Annotated in this window: 20 protein-coding genes, 2 rRNA genes and 2 other annotated features (1 of these 24 running past the window's edge); all 22 genes read left to right on the top strand. The window is 52.7% G+C overall.

Annotated features, from left to right (window positions below; genetic code table 11):
• Positions 1–65: 65 nt before the first annotated feature.
• The 22 genes from GS3922_RS15265 (at position 66) to rplA (ending at position 21,361) form a co-directional block, all read left to right on the top strand.
• Positions 66–2,993 (top strand): 23S ribosomal RNA (locus GS3922_RS15265).
• 246 nt (positions 2,994–3,239) lie between these two features.
• Positions 3,240–3,356 (top strand): 5S ribosomal RNA (rrf, locus tag GS3922_RS15260).
• Between the two features lie 286 nt (positions 3,357–3,642).
• Positions 3,643–4,104, top strand: a complete 462-nt coding sequence (gene ctsR, locus GS3922_RS15255) for a transcriptional regulator CtsR (RefSeq protein ID WP_063167019.1) — start codon at positions 3,643–3,645, stop codon at positions 4,102–4,104.
• A gap of 14 nt (positions 4,105–4,118) precedes the next feature.
• The gene (locus GS3922_RS15250) at positions 4,119–4,667 is read left to right on the top strand and encodes a protein-arginine kinase activator protein McsA (RefSeq protein ID WP_063167018.1); all 549 of its coding nucleotides are present in this window, start codon (positions 4,119–4,121) and stop codon (positions 4,665–4,667) included.
• A gap of 4 nt (positions 4,668–4,671) precedes the next feature.
• On the top strand, positions 4,672–5,763 hold the full coding sequence (locus GS3922_RS15245; protein ID WP_063167017.1) for a protein-arginine kinase McsB: 1,092 nt from the start codon (positions 4,672–4,674) through the stop codon (positions 5,761–5,763).
• The gene (gene clpC / locus GS3922_RS15240; RefSeq protein ID WP_063167016.1) at positions 5,760–8,195 is read left to right on the top strand and encodes an ATP-dependent protease ATP-binding subunit ClpC; all 2,436 of its coding nucleotides are present in this window, start codon (positions 5,760–5,762) and stop codon (positions 8,193–8,195) included. Before GS3922_RS15245 ends, clpC begins: the two co-directional genes overlap by 4 nt.
• A 73-nt stretch (positions 8,196–8,268) precedes the next feature.
• Positions 8,269–9,642 carry a DNA repair protein RadA gene (gene radA, locus GS3922_RS15235; RefSeq protein WP_063167015.1) on the top strand — a complete coding sequence of 458 codons (1,374 nt, stop codon included), beginning with the start codon at positions 8,269–8,271 and terminating at the stop codon, positions 9,640–9,642.
• Positions 9,643–9,849: 207 nt separating this feature from the next.
• Positions 9,850–10,944, top strand: a complete 1,095-nt coding sequence (locus tag GS3922_RS15230; protein ID WP_063167014.1) for a PIN/TRAM domain-containing protein — start codon at positions 9,850–9,852, stop codon at positions 10,942–10,944.
• A 21-nt stretch (positions 10,945–10,965) separates the two neighbouring features.
• Positions 10,966–11,652, top strand: a complete 687-nt coding sequence (gene ispD, locus GS3922_RS15225; RefSeq protein WP_063167013.1) for a 2-C-methyl-D-erythritol 4-phosphate cytidylyltransferase — start codon at positions 10,966–10,968, stop codon at positions 11,650–11,652.
• 14 nt (positions 11,653–11,666) lie between these two features.
• Positions 11,667–12,149: a 2-C-methyl-D-erythritol 2,4-cyclodiphosphate synthase gene (gene ispF, locus GS3922_RS15220; RefSeq protein WP_063167012.1), complete on the top strand. Its 483-nt coding sequence runs from the start codon at positions 11,667–11,669 to the stop codon at positions 12,147–12,149.
• Positions 12,150–12,376: 227 nt separating this feature from the next.
• Positions 12,377–13,846: a glutamate--tRNA ligase gene (gene gltX / locus GS3922_RS15215; RefSeq protein ID WP_063167011.1), complete on the top strand. Its 1,470-nt coding sequence runs from the start codon at positions 12,377–12,379 to the stop codon at positions 13,844–13,846.
• A 77-nt stretch (positions 13,847–13,923) separates the two neighbouring features.
• Positions 13,924–14,160 (top strand) — a binding site (T-box leader).
• A 57-nt stretch (positions 14,161–14,217) separates the two neighbouring features.
• Complete coding sequence (gene cysE, locus GS3922_RS15210) at positions 14,218–14,892, top strand: serine O-acetyltransferase (RefSeq protein ID WP_063167010.1); 675 nt, start codon at positions 14,218–14,220, stop codon at positions 14,890–14,892.
• Positions 14,870–16,273, top strand: a complete 1,404-nt coding sequence (gene cysS, locus GS3922_RS15205; protein WP_063167009.1) for a cysteine--tRNA ligase — start codon at positions 14,870–14,872, stop codon at positions 16,271–16,273. The genes cysE and cysS overlap by 23 nt, the downstream gene beginning before the upstream one ends.
• 3 nt (positions 16,274–16,276) lie before the next feature.
• Complete coding sequence (locus GS3922_RS15200; RefSeq protein WP_063167008.1) at positions 16,277–16,699, top strand: Mini-ribonuclease 3; 423 nt, start codon at positions 16,277–16,279, stop codon at positions 16,697–16,699.
• Positions 16,699–17,436, top strand: coding sequence for a 23S rRNA (guanosine(2251)-2'-O)-methyltransferase RlmB (rlmB, locus tag GS3922_RS15195; protein ID WP_063167432.1), 738 nt, complete (start codon positions 16,699–16,701; stop codon positions 17,434–17,436). The genes GS3922_RS15200 and rlmB overlap by 1 nt, the downstream gene beginning before the upstream one ends.
• 3 nt (positions 17,437–17,439) lie before the next feature.
• Positions 17,440–17,952, top strand: coding sequence for an NYN domain-containing protein (locus tag GS3922_RS15190; RefSeq protein WP_063167007.1), 513 nt, complete (start codon positions 17,440–17,442; stop codon positions 17,950–17,952).
• Positions 17,953–17,988: 36 nt separating this feature from the next.
• On the top strand, positions 17,989–18,672 hold the full coding sequence (gene sigH, locus GS3922_RS15185) for an RNA polymerase sporulation sigma factor SigH (RefSeq protein WP_221436867.1): 684 nt from the start codon (positions 17,989–17,991) through the stop codon (positions 18,670–18,672).
• A gap of 106 nt (positions 18,673–18,778) precedes the next feature.
• Positions 18,779–18,928 carry a 50S ribosomal protein L33 gene (rpmG, locus tag GS3922_RS15180; RefSeq protein WP_063167005.1) on the top strand — a complete coding sequence of 50 codons (150 nt, stop codon included), beginning with the start codon at positions 18,779–18,781 and terminating at the stop codon, positions 18,926–18,928.
• A gap of 40 nt (positions 18,929–18,968) precedes the next feature.
• The gene (secE, locus tag GS3922_RS15175) at positions 18,969–19,151 is read left to right on the top strand and encodes a preprotein translocase subunit SecE (RefSeq protein ID WP_063167004.1); all 183 of its coding nucleotides are present in this window, start codon (positions 18,969–18,971) and stop codon (positions 19,149–19,151) included.
• Positions 19,152–19,258: 107 nt separating this feature from the next.
• Entirely contained in the window at positions 19,259–19,792 is a 534-nt protein-coding gene (nusG, locus tag GS3922_RS15170; protein WP_063167003.1) for a transcription termination/antitermination protein NusG, read from the top strand.
• Positions 19,793–20,032: 240 nt separating this feature from the next.
• Positions 20,033–20,458 (top strand): 50S ribosomal protein L11, encoded by a 426-nt coding sequence (gene rplK / locus GS3922_RS15165; RefSeq protein ID WP_008882034.1) that lies wholly within the window; start codon positions 20,033–20,035, stop codon positions 20,456–20,458.
• Between the two features lie 201 nt (positions 20,459–20,659).
• Complete coding sequence (gene rplA, locus GS3922_RS15160) at positions 20,660–21,361, top strand: 50S ribosomal protein L1 (protein ID WP_063167002.1); 702 nt, start codon at positions 20,660–20,662, stop codon at positions 21,359–21,361.
• A gap of 47 nt (positions 21,362–21,408) precedes the next feature.
• Positions 21,409–21,459: a sequence feature (ribosomal protein L10 leader region), on the top strand (it continues 101 nt past the right edge of the window).

Below are 21,459 nucleotides of genomic sequence, written 5' to 3'. Positions count from 1 at the left end.
TCCTTCGAATCGTTCCTTGAAAACTAGATAACCGATACACAAAAGGAAGAAGCCGAGACGCTGTAGGTTAAGCTAGAAAGGGCGCACGGTGGATGCCTTGGCACTAGGAGCCGATGAAGGACGGGGCAAACGCCGAAACGCTCCGGGGAGCTGTAAGCAAGCGTTGATCCGGAGATGTCCGAATGGGGGAACCCCCTGTCCGTAATGGGACAGGATCCATGCCTGAATCCATAGGGCATGGAGGGCACACCCGGGGAACTGAAACATCTTAGTACCCGGAGGAGAAGAAAGCAAACGCGATTCCCTGAGTAGCGGCGAGCGAAACGGGAACAGCCCAAACCAAGAGGCGTGCCTCTTGGGGTTGTAGGACCGCTCATATGGGAGTGAGAAAGGAACGGGGTAGACGAACCGGTCTGGAACGGCCGGCCAGAGAAGGTGAGAGCCCTGTAGTCGAAACTTCGTTCCCTCCCGAGCGGCTCCTGAGTACGGCGGGACACGGGAAATCCCGTCGGAAGCAGGGAGGACCATCTCCCAAGGCTAAATACTCCCTAGTGACCGATAGTGAACCAGTACCGTGAGGGAAAGGTGAAAAGCACCCCGGAAGGGGAGTGAAAGAGAACCTGAAACCGTGTGCCTACAAGTAGTCAGAGCCCGTTCATGGGTGATGGCGTGCCTTTTGTAGAATGAACCGGCGAGTGACGATGGCGTGCGAGGTTAAGCCAGGAAGGCGGAGCCGCAGCGAAAGCGAGTCTGAACAGGGCGCATGAGTACGTCGTCGTCGACCCGAAACCAGGTGATCTACCCATGTCCAGGGTGAAGGCCGGGTAACACCGGCTGGAGGCCCGAACCCACGCACGTTGAAAAGTGCGGGGATGAGGTGTGGGTAGGGGTGAAATGCCAATCGAACTTGGAGATAGCTGGTTCTCCCCGAAATAGCTTTAGGGCTAGCCTCAAGGTAAGAGTGTTGGAGGTAGAGCACTGATTGGGCTAGGGGCCCTCATCGGGTTACCGAACCCAGTCAAACTCCGAATGCCAATGACTTATCCTTGGGAGTCAGACTGCGAGTGATAAGATCCGTGGTCAAGAGGGAAACAGCCCAGATCGCCAGCTAAGGCCCCTAAGTGCACGTTCAGTGGAAAAGGATGTGGAGTTGCGAAGACAACCAGGATGTTGGCTTAGAAGCAGCCACCATTTAAAGAGTGCGTAATAGCTCACTGGTCGAGTGACTCTGCGCCGAAAATGTACCGGGGCTAAACGTGCCGCCGAAGCTGCGGGATGACCGTTGGTCATCGGTAGGGGAGCGTTCTAAGGGCAGAGAAGCCAGACCGGAAGGACTGGTGGAGCGCTTAGAAGTGAGAATGCCGGTATGAGTAGCGAAAACAGAGGTGAGAATCCTCTGCGCCGAAAGCCTAAGGGTTCCTGAGGAAGGTTCGTCCGCTCAGGGTTAGTCGGGACCTAAGCCGAGGCCGAAAGGCGTAGGTGATGGACAACAGGTGGAGATTCCTGTACCACCTCCTTCCCGTTTGAGCGATGGGGGGACGCAGGAGGATAGGGTGAGCAGGCGGCTGGAAGAGCCTGTCCAAGCAGTGAGGCTGGCCAGTAGGCAAATCCGCTGGCCGTAAGGCTAAGCTGTGATGGCGACGGATTCGATCCGGAAGTCCCTGATTTCACACTGCCAAGAAAAGCCTCTAGCGAGGGAAGAGGTGCCCGTACCGCAAACCGACACAGGTAGGCGAGGAGAGAATCCTAAGGCGCGCGGGAGAACTCTCGTTAAGGAACTCGGCAAAATGACCCCGTAACTTCGGGAGAAGGGGTGCTCTTTCGGGTGAAGAGCCTGGAAGAGCCGCAGTGAAAAGGCCCAAGCGACTGTTTATCAAAAACACAGGTCTCTGCGAAGCCGAAAGGCGAAGTATAGGGGCTGACACCTGCCCGGTGCTGGAAGGTTAAGGGGAGCGCTTAGCGCAAGCGAAGGTGCGAACCGAAGCCCCAGTAAACGGCGGCCGTAACTATAACGGTCCTAAGGTAGCGAAATTCCTTGTCGGGTAAGTTCCGACCCGCACGAAAGGTGTAACGACTTGGGCACTGTCTCAACGAGAGACCCGGTGAAATTATACTACCTGTGAAGATGCAGGTTACCCGCGACAGGACGGAAAGACCCCGTGGAGCTTTACTGCAGCCTGATATGGAATTTTGGTATCGCTTGTACAGGATAGGTGGGAGCCTGAGAAGCCGGAGCGCCAGCTTCGGTGGAGGCGTCGGTGGGATACCACCCTGGCGGTATTGAAATTCTAACCCGCACCCCTTAGCGGGGTGGGAGACAGTGTCAGGTGGGCAGTTTGACTGGGGCGGTCGCCTCCCAAAAGGTAACGGAGGCGCCCAAAGGTTCCCTCAGAATGGTTGGAAATCATTCGGAGAGTGCAAAGGCACAAGGGAGCTTGACTGCGAGACGGACAGGTCGAGCAGGGACGAAAGTCGGGCTTAGTGATCCGGTGGTTCCGCATGGAAGGGCCATCGCTCAACGGATAAAAGCTACCCCGGGGATAACAGGCTGATCTCCCCCAAGAGTCCACATCGACGGGGAGGTTTGGCACCTCGATGTCGGCTCATCGCATCCTGGGGCTGTAGTCGGTCCCAAGGGTTGGGCTGTTCGCCCATTAAAGCGGTACGCGAGCTGGGTTCAGAACGTCGTGAGACAGTTCGGTCCCTATCCGTCGCGGGCGCAGGAAATTTGAGAGGAGCTGTCCTTAGTACGAGAGGACCGGGATGGACGCACCGCTGGTGTACCAGTTGTCCCGCCAGGGGCACCGCTGGGTAGCTATGTGCGGACGGGATAAGCGCTGAAAGCATCTAAGCGTGAAGCCCCCCTCAAGATGAGATTTCCCATCGCGTTAGGCGAGTAAGATCCCTCGAAGATGACGAGGTCGATAGGTCCGAGGTGGAAGCGTGGCGACACGTGGAGCTGACGGATACTAATCGATCGAGGGCTTAACCTAGAAAAGCAGAGGCCGCCTGCCTACCGGCGAAACGCGCTGGAGGGCCTGCGAGGAGGCTCGAACCAAGCAAAGCTTGGTTCTGCGTGGGTGGTGTCACAGGAGCGTATGCAATGTGTCGCCGCCGCAGCAGGACCGAAGCGTCGCGAGCCGATGGCGGCCGGAGCTAGACAAAAAGCGGAAGCGCCGCGGCTTCTTCCCCCACACGGTTATCTAGTTTTGAGGGAATGATCCCACAACATTATATCGCCTAGTGGTGATAGCGGAGAGGAAACACCCGTTCCCATCCCGAACACGGAAGTTAAGCTCTCCAGCGCCGATGGTAGTTGGGGCCAGCGCCCCTGCAAGAGTAGGTCGCTGCTAGGCCAAACAAAGAAGCACGTCTTTTCCTTTAGGAAAAAAGACGTGCTTTTTCGTTTATCAGCAGGCTGATGTTTCGTTAGCTGAAAAAACGGATATTCTATAGTTAGTTTGACTTCTCCCGTAACTCTTGCAATTTTTCATCATACATTATATAGTAAAAGTAAGGTCAAATATAGTCAAAGTCAACAAGAAGGCGATGATGCCGGTTTCTCTCTATAGGCCATCTGTTACTGGATGGCAGCTGGTTTCATCGCCAAGCAGCTCGGTTGTGAGGAAGGTGGGAGGTAGAGTGCCCAACATTTCCGACATTATTGAGCAATATTTAAAGCAAGTACTCAATATGAGCGACCAAGATATCGTGGAAATTAAACGAAGCGAGATCGCTAATAAGTTTCAATGTGTTCCATCGCAAATTAACTATGTCATCAATACGCGGTTTACGCTTGAGAGAGGATATATCGTCGAGAGTAAGCGCGGTGGCGGCGGATATATCCGCATCATGAAAGTGAAGACGAAAAGCGAGGCCCAGCTCATTGATCAGCTGCTCGAGCTCATTGGCCACCGCATTAGCCAGTCGAATGCTGAAGATGTGGTAAAACGTCTTGTTGAAGAAAAGGTGATTTCGGAGCGGGAGGCGAAAATGATGTTAAGCGTGATGGACCGCTCCGTTTTATACATTGGCTTGCCCGAGCGGGATGAACTGCGGGCGCGCATGTTAAAGGCGATGTTGACGTCGCTGAAGTACAAGTAGGGGAGGGGGAGACGTTGATTTGTCAAGAATGCAAGCAGCGACCGGCGACGATGCATTTTACGAAAATTGTCAATGGAGAAAAAACGGAATTCCATCTTTGTGAACAGTGTGCCAAAGAGCATGGGCATATGTTTATGCTCTATGGCAATGATGACTTTCCGCTCAATAACCTGTTAGCAGGGCTGCTCAACTTCCAAGCCCCGATGAAAGAAGTGACGGCGAACGCGTTTCCGAATCCGGATTTGCTTCAATGTGAGACGTGCAAAATGACGTATCATCAGTTCACGCAAATTGGACGGTTCGGCTGTGCGGACTGTTATCGGACGTTTGCCCGCTACTTGCCGCCGATTTTGAAACGGCTTCATAGCGGAAATACCGCCCACTCAGGGAAAATCCCGAAGCGAAAAGGCGGCGTTCTCCATTTGCGCAAGCAGCTTGCTTTGCTGAAGCAAAAGCTTCAAGAGCTGGTCGCCCGCGAGGAGTTTGAACGGGCAGCCGAAGTGCGCGATCAAATCCGCTCTTTAGAGGACGAACTTCGCCAACGCGGAGAGGGGGAGATGTAGCGGTATGTCGTTTGAGAAGTTTTTCAATACGGCGGTCAGCTCTTGGATGAGCCAAGAGGGACCAGATTCGGACATCGTTTTGAGCAGCCGCATCCGGCTGGCTCGCAATATTGTTGATTTCCGCTTCCCGACGCTGTTTAACAGCGAGGAAGCAAAACAAATCGTCGCTCTGTTTGAACGAACGTTTGCCCATCGTTCATACGGGGGGGCAGGCCGCTTTGAGCTGCTGAAAATGTCGGAGCTTCAGCCGATTGAAAAACGGGTATTAGTAGAAAAGCACTTAATTAGTCCGCATTTGGCGGAAGATTCCCCGTTTGGCGCCTGCCTGCTTTCGGAAAATGAAGAAATTAGCATCATGATCAATGAAGAAGATCATATCCGCATCCAATGCTTATTTCCAGGGCTGCAGCTTGCTGAGGCGCTCGAGGCGGCGAGTGGATTGGACGATTGGATTGAAGGGCACGTCAACTATGCCTTTGATGAGCGCCTTGGTTATTTAACGAGCTGCCCCACCAATGTCGGAACGGGACTGCGGGCGTCTGTGATGATGCATCTTCCGGCGCTCGTATTGACGCAACAGATCAATCGCATTATCCCTGCCATCAACCAGCTCGGACTTGTCGTCCGCGGGACATACGGGGAAGGAAGTGAGGCGTTGGGGAATATATTCCAAATCTCCAACCAGCTTACGCTTGGAAAGTCGGAAGAGGACATTGTCGCTGATTTGCATACGATCGTTCAGCAGCTGATCGCCCAAGAAAGAGCGGCCCGTCAGGCATTAGTGAAAACTTTAGGCATACAATTAGAAGACAAGGTGTTCCGTTCATACGGCATATTGGCCAACTGCCGCGTCATCGAGTCGAAAGAGGCGGCACAATGTTTGTCAGATGTGCGTTTAGGGATCGATTTAGGATATATCAAAAACATCCCGCGCAACATTTTAAATGAACTGATGATTTTAACGCAGCCAGGTTTTCTGCAGCAATATGCCGGCGGGGCGCTTCGCCCTGAGGAACGGGATGTCCGCCGGGCGGCGTTAATTCGGGAACGTTTAAAGATGGAAGAACGAAGAAAGATGGAGGGTGATGAACGATGATGTTTGGCAGATTCACGGAACGGGCGCAAAAGGTGCTGGCGTTGGCGCAGGAAGAAGCCATTCGCCTTGGCCATAACAATATTGGCACGGAACACATTTTGCTCGGACTGATCCGCGAAGGCGAAGGGATCGCTGCTAAAGCGCTCATGGCGCTCGGACTTGGCCCGGATAAAATTCAGAAAGAAGTTGAGTCGCTCATCGGCCGCGGCAGCGAGGTATCGCACACGATTCACTACACGCCGCGGGCGAAAAAAGTGATTGAGCTGTCGATGGATGAAGCGCGGAAGCTCGGTCATTCGTACGTCGGCACAGAACATATTTTGCTTGGACTGATCCGCGAGGGCGAAGGAGTGGCGGCCCGCGTGTTGAACAACTTAGGGGTGAGCTTGAACAAGGCGCGTCAACAAGTGTTGCAGCTGCTCGGCAGCAATGAATCGGTATCAGGGCACGGCGGCGGAGGCGCCTCGCATGTAAGCACGCCGACGCTTGACAGCCTCGCCCGCGATTTAACGGCGATCGCCCGTGAAGGGCGGCTTGATCCGGTCATCGGCCGGAGCAAAGAAATCCAGCGTGTCATTGAAGTGTTGAGCCGGCGGACGAAAAACAACCCGGTGCTGATCGGGGAGCCGGGTGTCGGGAAAACAGCAATCGCCGAAGGATTGGCTCAGCAAATTGTCAATAACGAGGTGCCGGAAACGCTGCGCGACAAACGGGTCATGACGCTCGATATGGGTACGGTTGTCGCCGGGACAAAATACCGCGGCGAATTTGAAGACCGGCTGAAAAAAGTGATGGACGAAATTCGCCAGGCGGGTAACATCATTTTGTTCATCGATGAGCTTCATACGTTAATCGGCGCCGGCGGAGCCGAAGGGGCCATCGATGCGTCGAACATTTTAAAACCGGCATTAGCGCGCGGGGAACTGCAATGCATTGGCGCGACAACGCTTGATGAGTATCGGAAATACATCGAGAAAGATGCCGCGCTCGAGCGCCGCTTCCAGCCGATTCATGTCGATGAGCCGACGGTGGAAGAATCAATCCAAATTTTAAAAGGGCTGCGCGACCGCTATGAAGCGCATCATCGCGTCTCGATTTCCGATGAGGCGATCATTCAGGCAGTCAAACTTTCCGACCGGTATATTACCGACCGGTTCCTGCCGGATAAAGCGATCGACTTGATTGATGAAGCTTGCTCGAAAGTGCGTCTCCGTTCGTTCACGGCGCCGCCGAAACTGAAAGAACTGGAGCAAAAGCTTGAAGAAGTGCGAAAAGAGAAAGATGCGGCCGTGCAAAGCCAAGAATTTGAAAAAGCGGCGTCGCTGCGTGATATGGAGCAGCGGCTGCGTGAAGAGCTTGAAGAAACGAAACGTGCGTGGAAAGAAAAACAAGGCCAAGAAAATTTGGAAGTGACGGTCGAAGACATTGCCGCGGTCGTCTCGAGTTGGACCGGGATTCCGGTATCGAAGCTGGCCGAGACGGAAACCGAGCGGCTGTTGAAACTGGAAGAAATTTTGCATTCGCGCGTCGTCGGCCAAGACGAGGCGGTCAAAGCGGTGGCCAAAGCGGTGCGCCGCGCCCGGGCTGGCCTCAAAGACCCGAAACGCCCGATCGGTTCGTTCATTTTCCTCGGCCCGACCGGCGTCGGGAAAACGGAATTGGCCCGTGCATTGGCCGAGGCAATGTTTGGAGATGAAGATGCCCTCATTCGCATCGATATGTCCGAGTATATGGAAAAACACTCGACATCGCGGCTCATCGGTTCGCCGCCGGGGTATGTCGGCTACGAAGAAGGCGGCCAGCTGACCGAAAAAGTGCGCCGCAAGCCATACTCGGTCGTTCTGTTGGATGAGATGGAAAAAGCGCACCCAGACGTGTTTAACATTTTGCTGCAAGTATTAGAAGACGGGCGGTTAACCGACTCGAAAGGGCGGACGGTCGACTTCCGCAACACGATTATCATTATGACGTCCAACGTTGGCGCTGATGCGCTGAAACGGAACAAGTACGTCGGCTTTAACATTCAAGATGGGAACCAGCAATATAAGGACATGAAAAGCAAAGTGATGGATGAACTGAAAAAAGCGTTCCGTCCGGAGTTTTTGAACCGGATCGATGAAATTATCGTCTTCCATTCGCTCGAAAAAGACCATCTGAAACAAATTGTCCGCCTGATGGCCGATACGCTTGTGAAACGGCTGAGAGAACAAGATATTGACCTTGAACTGACCGAGGCAGCCATTGAGAAAATTGCCGCCGAAGGGTTTGATCCGGAATACGGTGCCCGTCCGCTGCGCCGCGCCTTGCAAAAACATATCGAGGACCGTTTGTCTGAGGAATTATTGAAAGGCACGATCGCCAAAGGGCAAAAAGTCGCCGTCGATGTTAAGGATGGAGAGTTTGTTGTGTTGTCGAAACAGGCGGTCGTGTAAAGAAAAAAGGTATGCGGCAGCTTGCTGCCCATACCTTTTTTCTATGGAAACCGTTGTAGAAAGGGTTAGACGGATGGTGAAAAAGAAAACGAAATTTGTTTGCCAAGAATGTGGGTATGAATCAGCCAAATGGCTCGGCCGCTGTCCGGGCTGCCAAACGTGGAATTCGTTCGTTGAAGAAATTGAGCGAGCGAAACCGGCTGCGCGCGGGGCGTTTCTTCATTCTGAGCCATCGGGGCCGGCCAAACCGGTTCCGATTACAGCCGTTACGGCGGCGCAAGAGCCGCGCATTGAAACGAACAGTGCGGAGCTCAATCGCGTGCTCGGCGGGGGAATCGTCAAAGGCTCGCTTGTCTTAATTGGCGGCGATCCCGGCATCGGCAAGTCGACGTTACTGCTGCAAACATCAGCGCGGCTCGCCGCGGCCGGACATACGGTGTTGTATATATCCGGTGAGGAATCGGTGAAGCAAGTGAAGCTGCGCGCCGGGCGCCTCCATGCCGAGTCCAATCAACTGTATGTGTTAGCGGAGGCGGATTTGGAATATATTGTAGCAGCGATTGAAACGATTCAGCCTGCCTGTGTGATTGTCGATTCCATTCAGACGGTGTACCGGACGGATATTACGTCGGCGCCGGGCAGCGTCGCCCAAGTGCGCGAGTGCACCGCTGAGCTGATGAAAATCGCCAAGACGAAAGGCATCGCGATTTTCATTGTCGGCCATGTGACGAAAGAAGGGGCGATCGCCGGGCCGCGTCTGCTCGAGCATATGGTCGATACGGTTCTTTATTTTGAAGGGGAACGGCATCATACGTACCGCATTTTGCGGGCGGTGAAAAACCGCTTCGGTTCGACGAATGAAATCGGCATTTTTGAAATGCGTGACATCGGGCTGCGAGAGGTGGAAAACCCGTCGGAAGTGTTTTTGGAAGAGCGGTCGCGCGGGGCGGCTGGCTCGACGGTTGTCGCGGCGATGGAAGGGACGCGCCCGGTGCTCGTTGAAATTCAGGCGCTCGTTTCGCCGACGAGTTTCGGCAATCCAAGGCGGATGGCGACCGGCCTCGACCATAGCCGCGTATCGCTGCTCATGGCCGTGCTTGAAAAGCGGGTCGGTCTGCTGTTGCAAAACCAGGACGCCTATTTGAAGGTGGCTGGCGGGGTAAAGCTTGACGAACCGGCCATCGATTTGGCGGTCGCTGTCAGCATCGCCTCGAGTTTCCGCGATCGGCCAACCAACCCGGCCGATGTCATTATCGGTGAGGTCGGCTTGACCGGGGAGGTGCGCCGTGTTTCCCGCATTGAACAACGCGTGCAAGAGGCTGTCAAATTAGGGTTTTCCCGCGTCATTGTGCCGAACAACAATTTGACTGGCTGGCAGCCGCCTGCAGGCGTCAACGTGATCGGTGTTTCGCATGTGGCCGAGGCGCTCGAGCATACGATGTTATAAACCGAATCAAATGACCGAACCTTTTTCTCTAGATGGACGTAAGAAATATAGTGGGGGTTGAAGCAAATCGGCCCGCTGCACGGGCACCCGTCGCTTATGATTACAAGTAGGTGTCAAATGTTCAAAAATGGTTAAAAATTGCCTTCCAATTGGTTTCAAACATTGGAAACTGTTTATAATGTTAGGTAGGGAGGTGAAGATGAGCCGATGGTCAAACGCGTTGTACAATTATTTTTTCTCGCGGTGGGCGGAACGTTGGGGGCCATGTTTTTGCCCGATTTGCTTGAGCTGTTGAATGTAAGCGACATGCCGCTTGTCAATAATTCCTATACGTTGGCGGTGTTAGGCGCGGTTGTTTTCTTTTTGTTGACGTTTTGGCTTGTCGATTATGTCGTCGATATGGTCCGTTGGGCTGAGGAAACGCTGGTAAAGGCGCCGGCCGCTGACGTGCTCTTTGGCAGTATCGGGCTGATTTTTGGTCTTATTATCGCGTTTTTAGTCGTTATGCCGTTGCAGTCGTTTCGCATTCAAGTGTTGAATACGGTGTTGCCGATTTTTTTGACCGTGCTGCTTGGCTATTTAGGATTTCGCGTTGGGTTAAAGAAACGGAATGAGCTGATGAACTTATTTTCTCTTTCCAATCGAATGACGAAGAAAAAAGGCGGAGAAGTGGAAAACGAAGCGCCGAAAGGCGGAGCGGTAAAAATTTTAGATACGAGCGTCATCATTGACGGGCGGATCGCAGACATTTGTCAAACCGGGTTTCTCGAAGGGCCGCTTGTTATCCCCCGTTTTGTATTAGAGGAGCTCCAGCATATCGCTGATTCTTCCGACGTGCTAAAGCGAAACCGCGGCCGCCGTGGTTTGGATATTTTAAACCGCATCCAAAAAGAGATGGCGATGAAAGTGGAGATTCACGAAGCGGATTTTAGTGACGTCCAAGAAGTCGACAGCAAGCTCGTTAAGTTGGCGAAACAACTCCAAGGTGTGGTCGTCACGAACGATTTCAACTTAAACAAAGTGTGTGAGCTGCAAAACGTGCGCGTCCTCAATATCAACGATTTAGCGAACGCCGTCAAACCGGTCGTGCTGCCGGGCGAAGAGTTGAACGTGCACGTCATCAAAGACGGGAAAGAGCATAACCAAGGTGTCGCCTATTTGGATGATGGGACAATGATCGTTGTTGAAGATGGCAAAGAATATATCGGCAAACGGGTTGACGTTTTGGTCACGAGCGTGTTACAAACATCTGCGGGGAGAATGATTTTTGCCAAACTGAAACTGCTGCAAAAGGCGCTGTAAAAAGAACAGGGGAAACGTCCAATGAACTACGAAGCGATCGTATTGGCGGCCGGACAAGGGAAGCGGATGAACGCCGGCATGAACAAGCAATTTATTGAACTTGGCGGCGAGCCGCTCATCGTCCGGACGCTGAAAGTGTTCGATGGCGATGAGCGGTGCACCAGCATTGTGCTTGTCGTCAACCCGGCCGAGCGAAGCCGATTTGAGCAGCTGCTCTCGCGCTTCCGCATCCGAAAGGTGGCGGCGTTCGCCAACGGCGGACAGGAACGGCAGCATAGCGTTTATAACGGATTGCAGGTGCTGAAGGGCGGGGAGATTGTCCTCATTCATGACGGCGCCCGTCCGTTTGTTCGCATCCGGCATTTGCATGAGCTGGCTGATGCCGCGGTTCAATACGGCGCGGCCATTCCGGCGGTGCGGGTGAAAGACACGATCAAAAAAGCGAGCGGTTTGTTTGTCGAACAGACGATTGATCGTTCCAGCTTGTGGGCGGTGCAAACGCCACAAGCTTTTCGTCTGTCTTTAATCATGGAAGCGCACGAAGAGGCGAAAAAAGCCGGTTACCTCGGCACAGATGATGCCAGCCTTGTCGAACGGCTCGGCAGGCCGGTGAAAATCTTGGAAGGGGACTATCGCAACATTAAGCTGACAACCCCGGAAGATCTTTTATTTGCTGAGGCGATTTTGGCGAGCCGCATTGCGGAGTAGATGGGGGTGAAGAGATGTTTCGCATTGGACAAGGGTTTGACGTCCACCAACTGGCTGAAGGGCGTCCGCTCATTATCGGCGGCGTACATATTCCGTATGAGAAAGGGCTGCTTGGTCATTCCGATGCCGATGTGCTGCTTCACGCGGTGGCGGATGCATGCCTTGGGGCGATTGGCGCCGGCGATATTGGACGGCATTTTCCCGATACGGATCCGCGCTATAAAGATGCTGACTCAACCGAGTTGCTCGCGCACGTATGGGCGCTCGTCCGGCAAGAAGGGTATACGCTAGTTAATGCAGACTGCACCATTATCGCACAAAAGCCGAAGATGGCGCCGTACATCGAGGACATGAAGACGATGATCGCCCGGCTGCTCGAAGCCGAGCGTTCGCAAGTGAATGTGAAGGCGACGACGACAGAAAAACTGGGATTCACTGGGCGCGAAGAAGGCATTGCCGCCCAGGCGGTCGTATTGCTGCAAAAGAGCGGGGCGTAATATTAGGGTGCTGCGATGCCATATGATGACGCTTAGGAAGTGGCAGCATGACGGATCCGGAAGCGTTCCGGCCTCGTGTTTTTCCGCCGGGGCGTGAAGGCGTCGAGCGGAAGAGGCCGGCGTCCGACGGCACAGCGCTGATGAGGCGAGCTGTCCGTTTTGAACTTTGCCGCGATAAACGGTACAATAATAGCACAAGTTTTTGATGAAAGTGGAGGGGTTGGACGATGGCAAAAGACGTGCGCGTACGCTATGCGCCGAGCCCGACCGGTCATTTGCATATCGGCGGGGCGCGGACAGCGCTGTTTAACTATTTATTTGCCCGCCATCACGGCGGAAAAATGGTCGTCCGCATCGAGGATACGGATATTGAACGGAACGTTGAAGGCGGCGAAGAGTCGCAGCTTGAAAACTTACAATGGCTCGGCATTGATTATGATGAATCGGTTGATAAAGACGGTGGCTACGGGCCGTATCGGCAGACGGAGCGGCTAGACATCTACCGGAAGTATGTAAACGAATTGCTCGAACAAGGGCATGCGTACAAATGTTTTTGCACACCGGAAGAGCTCGAGCGGGAACGGGAGGAGCAGCGGGCGGCCGGTATTGCCGCTCCGCAATACAGTGGCAAATGCCGCCATTTAACGCCGGAGCAAGTCGCTGAACTTGAAGCCCAAGGGAAGCCGTATACGATCCGCCTGAAAGTGCCGGAAGGGAAAACGTACGAAGTGAACGATCTAGTGCGCGGCAACGTGACGTTTGAGTCGAAAGACGTCGGCGATTGGGTCATTATGAAGGCGAACGGTATTCCGACGTACAATTTTGCCGTCGTCATTGATGACCATTTGATGGAAATCAGCCATGTGTTCCGCGGCGAGGAGCATTTGTCCAACACGCCGAAACAGCTCATGGTGTATGAATATTTCGGTTGGGAGCCGCCGCAGTTCGCCCATTTGACGCTGATTGTCAACGAGCAGCGGAAAAAGCTGTCCAAGCGCGATGAATCGATCATTCAGTTTGTGTCGCAATATAAAGAACTCGGCTATTTGCCGGAGGCGATGTTCAACTTTTTCGCCCTCCTTGGCTGGTCGCCGGAAGGGGAAGAAGAAATTTTTACGAAAGACGAACTGATCCGCATTTTTGACGTCGCCCGACTGTCGAAATCGCCGTCGATGTTTGATACGAAAAAGCTGACATGGATGAACAATCAATATATCAAAAAGCTTGATCTCGACCGGCTTGTCGAGCTGGCGCTGCCGCATTTAGTGAAAGCGGGGCGCCTGCCGGCAGACATGAGCGATGAGCAGCGGCAATGGGCGCGCGATTTGATTGCCTTGTACCAAGAGCAAATGAGCTACGGAGCGGAGATTGTTCCGCTGTCCGAGCTGTTCTTTAAAGAAGAAGTCGAATATGAAGACGAAGCCCGCCAAGTGCTCGCCGAAGAACAAGTGCCGGATGTGCTTTCTGCCTTTTTAGCGAACGTGCGGGAGCTTGAACCGTTTACGGCCGATGAGATTAAAGCAGCGATCAAAGCAGTGCAAAAATCGACTGGACAAAAAGGGAAGAAGCTGTTCATGCCGATCCGCGCCGCAGTGACCGGGCAAACGCACGGACCGGAGCTGCCGTTTGCCATTCAGCTGCTCGGCAAACAAAAGGTGATCGAACGGCTCGAACGGGCGCTGCAAGAAAAATTTTAGTTGATCTTGTATGCACGTTTGCTTTGCAGCTGTGGTATAATAATACAAAGTTTGTCGGTTGAACAAGCACACATAATGATAAAGCGTTGACGAGGAGAAGTAGGTGACATCGGCATTCCAGAGAGAACCGTCTTGGCTGGGAGCGGTTTATGCCCGATGTTGTCTGAAATGCGCCTCGGAGCCTCCTTTCGAACCGGAACAGAGACGTTCTGCAGTAGAGGGGAGCGGAGCATCTCCGTTATCGGACTCGAGCGAGCGAAACGGCGCATCCGTTTCGCTAAACAGAGTGGAACCGCGCCAAAAGCGTCTCTGTGTCTTCGGCACAGAGACGCTTTTCTATTCATCATCAAATGGGATGGAGGGAGGACATTATGTTTAAAACATTAAAAGAAGACATCGAAGTCATTTTCGAACAAGACCCGGCAGCAAGAAGCTATTTGGAAGTGATTTTAACGTATTCCGGGTTGCATGCCATCTGGGCGCACCGGATCGCCCATGCGCTTTACAAACGGAAATTTTTCTTTCTTGCCCGTTTGATTTCGCAAATTAGCCGCTTTTTCACCGGCATTGAAATCCATCCGGGCGCAAAAATCGGCCGCCGCTTTTTCATCGATCACGGCATGGGAGTGGTCATCGGCGAGACGTGCGAAATCGGCGACAACGTCACTGTCTATCAAGGGGTTACATTAGGTGGGACAGGAAAAGAAAAAGGGAAGCGCCATCCGACGATTAAAGATAACTGTTTGATCGCTGCCGGCGCGAAAGTGCTCGGTTCGATTACGATCGGGGAAAACTCAAAGATCGGCGCAGGGTCGGTTGTGTTAAAAGACGTGCCGCCCAATTCGACGGTTGTCGGCATCCCTGGCCGCGTTGTCGTGCGCGATGGGGTAAAGGTGAGAAAAGATTTAAACCATACCGATTTGCCGGATCCGATCGCCGACCGGTTCCGGGAGCTTGAAGCCGAAATCGCCCGGCTGCAAAGCGAGCTTGAGGCATTGAAACACCAAGAAAGGAAGAACGAATATGAGCAGCATCCGGCTTTATAATACGCTGACGCGGACAAAGGAAACGTTTGAGCCGCTCGAGCCGAACAAAGTGAAAATGTATGTTTGCGGCCCGACGGTCTATAATTATATTCATATCGGCAATGCCCGCGCCGCCATCGTCTTTGACACGATCCGCCGCTATTTGGAGTTCCGCGGCTATGATGTGACATATGTGTCCAACTTTACGGATGTGGATGATAAGCTGATCAAGGCTGCCCGCGAGCTCGGCGAGAGCGTTCCGGCGATCGCGGAGCGGTTTATTGAAGCGTATTTTGAGGACATTCAAGCGCTCGGCTGCAAAAAAGCGGATATCCATCCGCGCGTGACGGAAAATATCGGAACGATTATCGAATTTATTCAAGCGCTTATTGATAAAGGGTATGCGTACGAAGTTGACGGCGACGTATACTATCGGACGCGCAAGTTTCAAGGCTATGGCAAACTGTCGCACCAGTCGATTGACGAACTGCAGGCGGGAGCGCGCATCGAAGTGGGGGAAAAGAAAGACGATCCGCTCGATTTTGCCCTTTGGAAAGCCGCCAAAGAAGGAGAGATTTCTTGGGACAGCCCATGGGGGAAAGGGCGGCCCGGCTGGCATATCGAATGCTCGGCGATGGCGCGCAAATATTTAGGCGATACGATCGACATTCATGCCGGCGGCCAAGACTTGACGTTTCCGCACCATGAAAACGAAATTGCCCAGTCGGAGGCGCTGACCGGCAAACCGTTTGCGAAATATTGGCTGCACAATGGGTATTTAAATATTAACAACGAAAAAATGTCCAAGTCGCTCGGCAATTTTGTGCTCGTTCATGACATCATCCGGCAGATTGATCCGCAAGTGTTGCGTTTCTTTATGCTGTCGGTGCACTACCGCCACCCGATCAACTACAGCGAGGAGCTGCTTGAGAGCGCGCGGCGCGGGCTCGAACGGTTGAAGACAGCATACGGCAACTTGCAGCACCGGCTTGGAGCGAGCACGAACTTAACCGACAACGATGAGGAGTGGCTTTCGCGCCTTGCGGATGTCCGTGCCTCGTTCATTCGTGAAATGGACGATGATTTCAACACCGCCAACGGCATTGCTGTCCTGTTTGAACTCGCCAAGCAAGCGAACTTGTATTTGCAGGAGAAAACGACGTCTGAGAACGTCATTCATGCGTTTTTGCGCGAGTTTGAGCAGCTGGCGGATGTGCTCGGCCTTACTTTGAAACAAGAAGAGCTGCTTGACGAAGAAATTGAGGCGCTGATCCGCCAGCGCAACGAAGCGCGGAAAAACCGTGACTTTGCCTTAGCCGACCGCATCCGTGACGAGCTGAAAGCGAAAAATATCATTTTGGAAGATACGCCGCAGGGGACGAGATGGAAACGGGGATCGTAAACAATGGCACGGTTTGAGATGATCCATGATGTGAAGCAATTAAACGGCCTGGCGCTCGCTTATATGGGGGACGCCGTTTACGAGGTGTATGTGCGCCGCCATTTGCTTGCAACCGGCAACGTTCGGCCGCATGAACTGCATCGGCGGGCGATCCGCTATGTGTCAGCGCGGGCGCAGGCGAAAGTCATTTTAGCTTTGCTTGATGAAGACGCGTTGACCGACGAGGAGAAAGCCATCGTCCGCCGCGGCCGCAACGCTAAATCCGGCACGATCCCGAAAAACACGGATGTCCAGACGTATCGGCATAGTACAGCGTTTGAAGCATTAATCGGGTACCATTTTTTAAGGAACGATGAAAGGCGAATCGATGAGCTAATCGATCGTTCATTTGCCATTATTGAAAGGGAAGAAAGGGCGTTGGAATGATGGATTACATTATCGGCAGAAATCCGGTCATTGAAGCGCTTAAATCTGGGCGCGACATCAATAAAATTTGGATCGCCGAAGGGGCGCAGCGCCACGCCGTCGAGCCCGTTCTCGAATGGGCGAAGCGGCGGGGCGTGCTCGTCCAATATGTCCCGAAGCGCAAGCTCGATCAAATGGCCGAAGGGGCGCACCAAGGGGTCATCGCCCAAGCGGCGGCGTACCGCTACTATGAGGTGGATGACTTATTCGCCCGTGCCGCTGAACGCGGGGAGGCGCCGTTTTTCCTTGTGTTGGACGAGCTCGAGGATCCGCATAATTTAGGCGCCATCATGCGTACGGCCGATGCGGTGGGGGCGCATGGGCTCATCATCCCGAAGCGGCGTTCGGTCGGGCTGACGCCAACGGTCGCGAAGGCGTCAACCGGAGCCATTGAGCACGTTCCGGTTGCGCGCGTGACGAACTTGGCGCGGACGATCGACGAGCTGAAAGAGCGGGGCGTGTGGGTAGCCGGCACCGATGCGGCCGCCAAAGACGACTATCGTTCGCTTGACGGTACGATGCCGCTGGCGCTTGTGATCGGCAGCGAAGGAAAAGGCATTAGTCGCTTAGTGCTCGAAAAGTGTGATTTTCTATTCCGGCTGCCGATGCGCGGGCATGTCACCTCGCTTAACGCTTCTGTTGCCGCCAGCCTGCTCATGTATGAGGTGTACCGGAAGCGGTATCCATTAGGGGAATAGCCGATGAACATTTTGATTGTTGACGGCTATAACATCATTGGGGCATGGCCGGCGCTGCGCCGGTTAAAAGAAGAGGGCGATCTGGCCGCAGCAAGGGATTTGCTGATTGATAAAATGGCCGATTACAAAGGGTTCACCGGGGATCATGTCATCATCGTTTTTGACGCCCACCTCGTGCAAGGGAACGAGAAAAAGTATAAAAATTACGATCTTGACGTCATTTTTACAAAGGAAAATGAGACAGCCGACGAACGGATTGAACGGTTGGCGAAAACGTTAATGAATGCACGCACAAAGGTATATGTAGCGACGTCTGACTATACGGAGCAATGGACGGTGTTCAGCCAAGGCGCCTTGCGCAAATCGGCGCGCGAACTGCTGTACGAAATCGAGGCAGTCGAGCGGGACATTTCCAAAAAACTGCGGGATATCAAGCAGCGCACCCCGATTTCGAAAATGCCGCTCAATGACCGAGTTGCCGAAATTTTTGAAAAATGGCGAAGAGGACAAAAATGAGCGGTTGACGCTGTAAAAATTTGTACTGTATAATAAATGTTAGCGATTGATGCGGTCGGGGGGATCAGCGTGGGGGAATGCTTCAAAGTAGACAAAGCAAGGGACTATCAACAGCTTGAGGATGAACAACTTGTCGCACTCGTTCATAAAGGGGATGGGGAGGCGCTTGATTTTTTAATTCATAAATACCAAAACTTTGTGCGTGCCAAAGCCCGCTCGTACTTTTTAGTCGGGGCCGATCGGGAAGATATCGTGCAGGAGGGGATGATCGGGCTGTATAAGGCAGTCCGCGATTTTAAGGGGGACAAGCTTTCTTCATTTAAAGCGTTTGCAGAACTTTGCATCACAAGGCAAATGATCACCGCCATTAAAACGGCGACCCGCCAAAAACACATTCCGCTCAACTCTTACGTTTCCTTGGACAAGCCCATTTACGATGACGAATCAGATCGGACGCTCATGGATGTGTTGTCCGGCGCGCAGGCGACAGACCCGGAAGAATTGATTGTCAACCGCGAGGAAGTCGACGATATCGAGTTGAAGATGACGGAGCTGCTGAGCGACTTGGAGCGGAAAGTGCTTGCTTTATATTTGGATGGGCGCTCGTACCAAGAGATTTCTGAAGAATTGAACCGCCATGTCAAATCGATCGACAACGCCTTGCAACGCGTCAAACGGAAGCTCGAAAAGTATTTAGAATACCGAGAGATCAGCTTATAGGCGGCGCACCGGCCTGCGGCGAGGGCGAACCAAAAGATGGCGTTGACAGCAGAAACATTGATATGATAAATTTTTATGGACATCCTGCGGGAACGGTGAAAGGTTTATGCGCCAAAAAGTCACGTTGGCTTGCGCGCAATGCGGAAGCCGAAATTATACAACTACAAAACAGATCGGCCGCCTCGGTGAGCGCTTGACGGCCAACAAATTTTGCCCAGTATGCAACAAGCATACCGCCCATCGCGAAACGAAGTGAGCGATGGGGACAGTTTTGAGCGATCGTGGAGGTACGAGTGATGCAGCGAGTAACCAACTTTTTGAAAGAAGTCGTACGCGAATTGAAAAAGGTAAGTTGGCCAAGCCGAAAGGAGTTAGTCAACTACACGGCGGTTGTGTTGGCCACGGTGGCGTTTTTCACCGTCTTTTTTGCCGTTGTTGATCTCGGCATTTCGCAGTTAATTCGCCTTGTGTTTGAATAAGCGGGCGGATGATATGCTATAATGAAAGATAATCGTACGAGTATGGAACCCGGCAACGGGTTTTTGTTTTGCATAAAAAATGAAAACCGCCCTAGGGAGGCTCGCTGATGGAGAAAAACTGGTATGTCGTCCATACATATTCAGGATACGAAAATAAAGTGAAAGCCAATTTGGAAAAACGCGTTGAATCGATGGGGATGCAAGATAAAATTTTCCGCGTTGTCGTCCCAGAGGAGACGGAAACGGACATTAAGAACGGGAAGCGGAAAACGACGAAAAAGAAAGTGTTTCCCGGTTATGTGCTCGTTGAAATGGTCATGACCGACGATTCATGGTACGTTGTGCGCAACACACCCGGTGTCACCGGATTCGTCGGTTCGAGCGGGGCCGGTTCGAAACCGACGCCGCTCATGGAGGAAGAAGTGAAGATGATTTTGAAGCGGATGGGCATGCCTCTCGCTGAGGTGGATGTCGATTATGAGATAAACGAGACCGTCCGAATTAAAGAAGGACCGTTTGCGAACTTCACCGGAAAAATTGAAGCGATTGATCCGGATAAACATAAAGTCAAACTGCTTGTCGATATGTTTGGCCGCGAAACGCGGGTAGAGCTTGAGTTTTCTCAAATCGAAAAAATCTAATGGAAAAGAACTTGCAATCACTACTGAAAAGTGATACTATTTTAAAGGTCAGTATGTCTCTTGGACAGAGACATATAGGCGATGAACTTATACGTGTTTGTATAGGGGAGCAAACTTGTTTTATACGCTGATCCTCTCAACAGAAATGGGAGATATGGAAACGGCTCATGAGATCGGAGCCGAACGAGTGGGAGGGGCAATCCCCTATTACCACATCACGGACTTAAGGAGGTGTGTCTCGTGGCGAAAAAAGTAATCAAGATCGTCAAACTGCAAATTCCTGCAGGGAAAGCGAATCCGGCGCCGCCAGTAGGTCCTGCGTTAGGTCAAGCCGGTGTGAATATTATGGCGTTTTGTAAAGAGTTTAATGCCCGTACCGCTGACCAAGCAGGGTTGATCATTCCGGTTGAAATTACGGTTTTTGAAGACCGTTCATTTACATTCATCACGAAAACGCCGCCAGCTGCTGTATTGCTGAAAAAAGCGGCCGGCATCGAATCGGGCTCCGGCGAACCGAACCGCAACAAAGTAGCGACGATCAAACGCGACAAAGTGCGCGAGATTGCCGAGCTGAAAATGCCGGATTTGAATGCAGCGAGCATCGAAGCAGCCATGCGCATGGTTGAAGGCACGGCTCGCAGCATGGGTATCGTGATTGAAGACTAAGGCCGGCTTGTTGTCCGAGGAGGTTGCGTATTCCGCAACCTCTCTCTCCATGGGCAAAAACGCGATAGTTATTCATTGGATCAAGGATCGATCGCCTCAGAGGGCGGCTTTCCGCTGAGTCATTTACCTTTGGAAAAGGTGAAGGCTGTTTCATCGTGGGAGGTTTTTTCCGCTAAAACCACAATCAAGGAGGACTTTGACATGCCGAAAAGAGGGAAAAAGTATTTAGAAGCGTTGAAGCTCGTTGACCGCTTCAAAGCATATCCGGTTGCTGAAGCGATCGAGCTCGTGAAAAAAACGAACGTCGCCAAGTTTGACGCGACGGTTGAAGTCGCATTTCGTTTAGGGGTTGACCCGAAAAAAGCGGACCAACAAATTCGCGGCGCTGTCGTCCTGCCGCACGGCACAGGGAAAGTGGCGCGCGTGTTAGTGTTCGCGAAAGGGGAAAAAGCGAAAGAGGCAGAAGCAGCGGGCGCTGACTATGTCGGCGATACGGAATATATCAACAAAATCCAGCAAGGCTGGTTTGACTTCGACGTTGTCGTTGCCACGCCGGACATGATGGGTGAAGTCGGGAAACTTGGCCGCATTTTAGGGCCGAAAGGGTTAATGCCAAACCCGAAAACGGGCACGGTCACGTTTGACGTAGCGAAAGCGGTGCAAGAAATCAAAGCTGGTAAAGTAGAATACCGCGTCGATAAAGCCGGTAACATTCACGTGCCGATCGGCAAAGTATCGTTTGACAGCGAAAAGTTGGTTGAAAACTTCGCGACGGTTTACGAAGCGATTTTGAAAGCGAAACCGGCAGCGGCCAAAGGAACGTATGTTAAAAACGTGACGGTTACGTCGACGATGGGCCCTGGCATTAAAGTTGACCCGACGACGGTAGCGGTTGCGCAATAACGGTTGACTTTTGTCGGCTAGTTTGTTAAAATATCATTTGGCTGAACAAACGAATATCATTTGTACCGTAGACAGTAGGTGCCCGTTTGAGGCTTAAT

This window comes from Geobacillus subterraneus, assembly GCF_001618685.1.
Classification (GTDB): domain Bacteria; phylum Bacillota; class Bacilli; order Bacillales; family Anoxybacillaceae; genus Geobacillus; species Geobacillus subterraneus.
This window is presented reverse-complemented; position numbering and strand designations above follow the sequence as displayed.

Bases quoted from the DNA above. Each gene is read 5' to 3' on its own strand.
- GS3922_RS15245 (WP_063167017.1), top strand. From the start codon at position 4,672: ATGTCGTTTGAGAAGTTTTTCAATACGGCGGTCAGCTCTTGGATGAGC.
- clpC (WP_063167016.1), top strand. From the start codon at position 5,760: ATGATGTTTGGCAGATTCACGGAACGGGCGCAAAAGGTGCTGGCGTTG.
- radA (WP_063167015.1), top strand. From the start codon at position 8,269: ATGGTGAAAAAGAAAACGAAATTTGTTTGCCAAGAATGTGGGTATGAA.
- GS3922_RS15230 (WP_063167014.1), top strand. From the start codon at position 9,850: ATGGTCAAACGCGTTGTACAATTATTTTTTCTCGCGGTGGGCGGAACG.
- ispD (WP_063167013.1), top strand. From the start codon at position 10,966: ATGAACTACGAAGCGATCGTATTGGCGGCCGGACAAGGGAAGCGGATG.
- ispF (WP_063167012.1), top strand. From the start codon at position 11,667: ATGTTTCGCATTGGACAAGGGTTTGACGTCCACCAACTGGCTGAAGGG.
- gltX (WP_063167011.1), top strand. From the start codon at position 12,377: ATGGCAAAAGACGTGCGCGTACGCTATGCGCCGAGCCCGACCGGTCAT.
- cysE (WP_063167010.1), top strand. From the start codon at position 14,218: ATGTTTAAAACATTAAAAGAAGACATCGAAGTCATTTTCGAACAAGAC.
- cysS (WP_063167009.1), top strand. From the start codon at position 14,870: ATGAGCAGCATCCGGCTTTATAATACGCTGACGCGGACAAAGGAAACG.
- GS3922_RS15200 (WP_063167008.1), top strand. From the start codon at position 16,277: ATGGCACGGTTTGAGATGATCCATGATGTGAAGCAATTAAACGGCCTG.
- rlmB (WP_063167432.1), top strand. From the start codon at position 16,699: ATGGATTACATTATCGGCAGAAATCCGGTCATTGAAGCGCTTAAATCT.
- GS3922_RS15190 (WP_063167007.1), top strand. From the start codon at position 17,440: ATGAACATTTTGATTGTTGACGGCTATAACATCATTGGGGCATGGCCG.
- sigH (WP_221436867.1), top strand. From the start codon at position 17,989: ATGTTAGCGATTGATGCGGTCGGGGGGATCAGCGTGGGGGAATGCTTC.
- rpmG (WP_063167005.1), top strand. From the start codon at position 18,779: ATGCGCCAAAAAGTCACGTTGGCTTGCGCGCAATGCGGAAGCCGAAAT.
- secE (WP_063167004.1), top strand. From the start codon at position 18,969: ATGCAGCGAGTAACCAACTTTTTGAAAGAAGTCGTACGCGAATTGAAA.
- nusG (WP_063167003.1), top strand. From the start codon at position 19,259: ATGGAGAAAAACTGGTATGTCGTCCATACATATTCAGGATACGAAAAT.
- rplA (WP_063167002.1), top strand. From the start codon at position 20,660: ATGCCGAAAAGAGGGAAAAAGTATTTAGAAGCGTTGAAGCTCGTTGAC.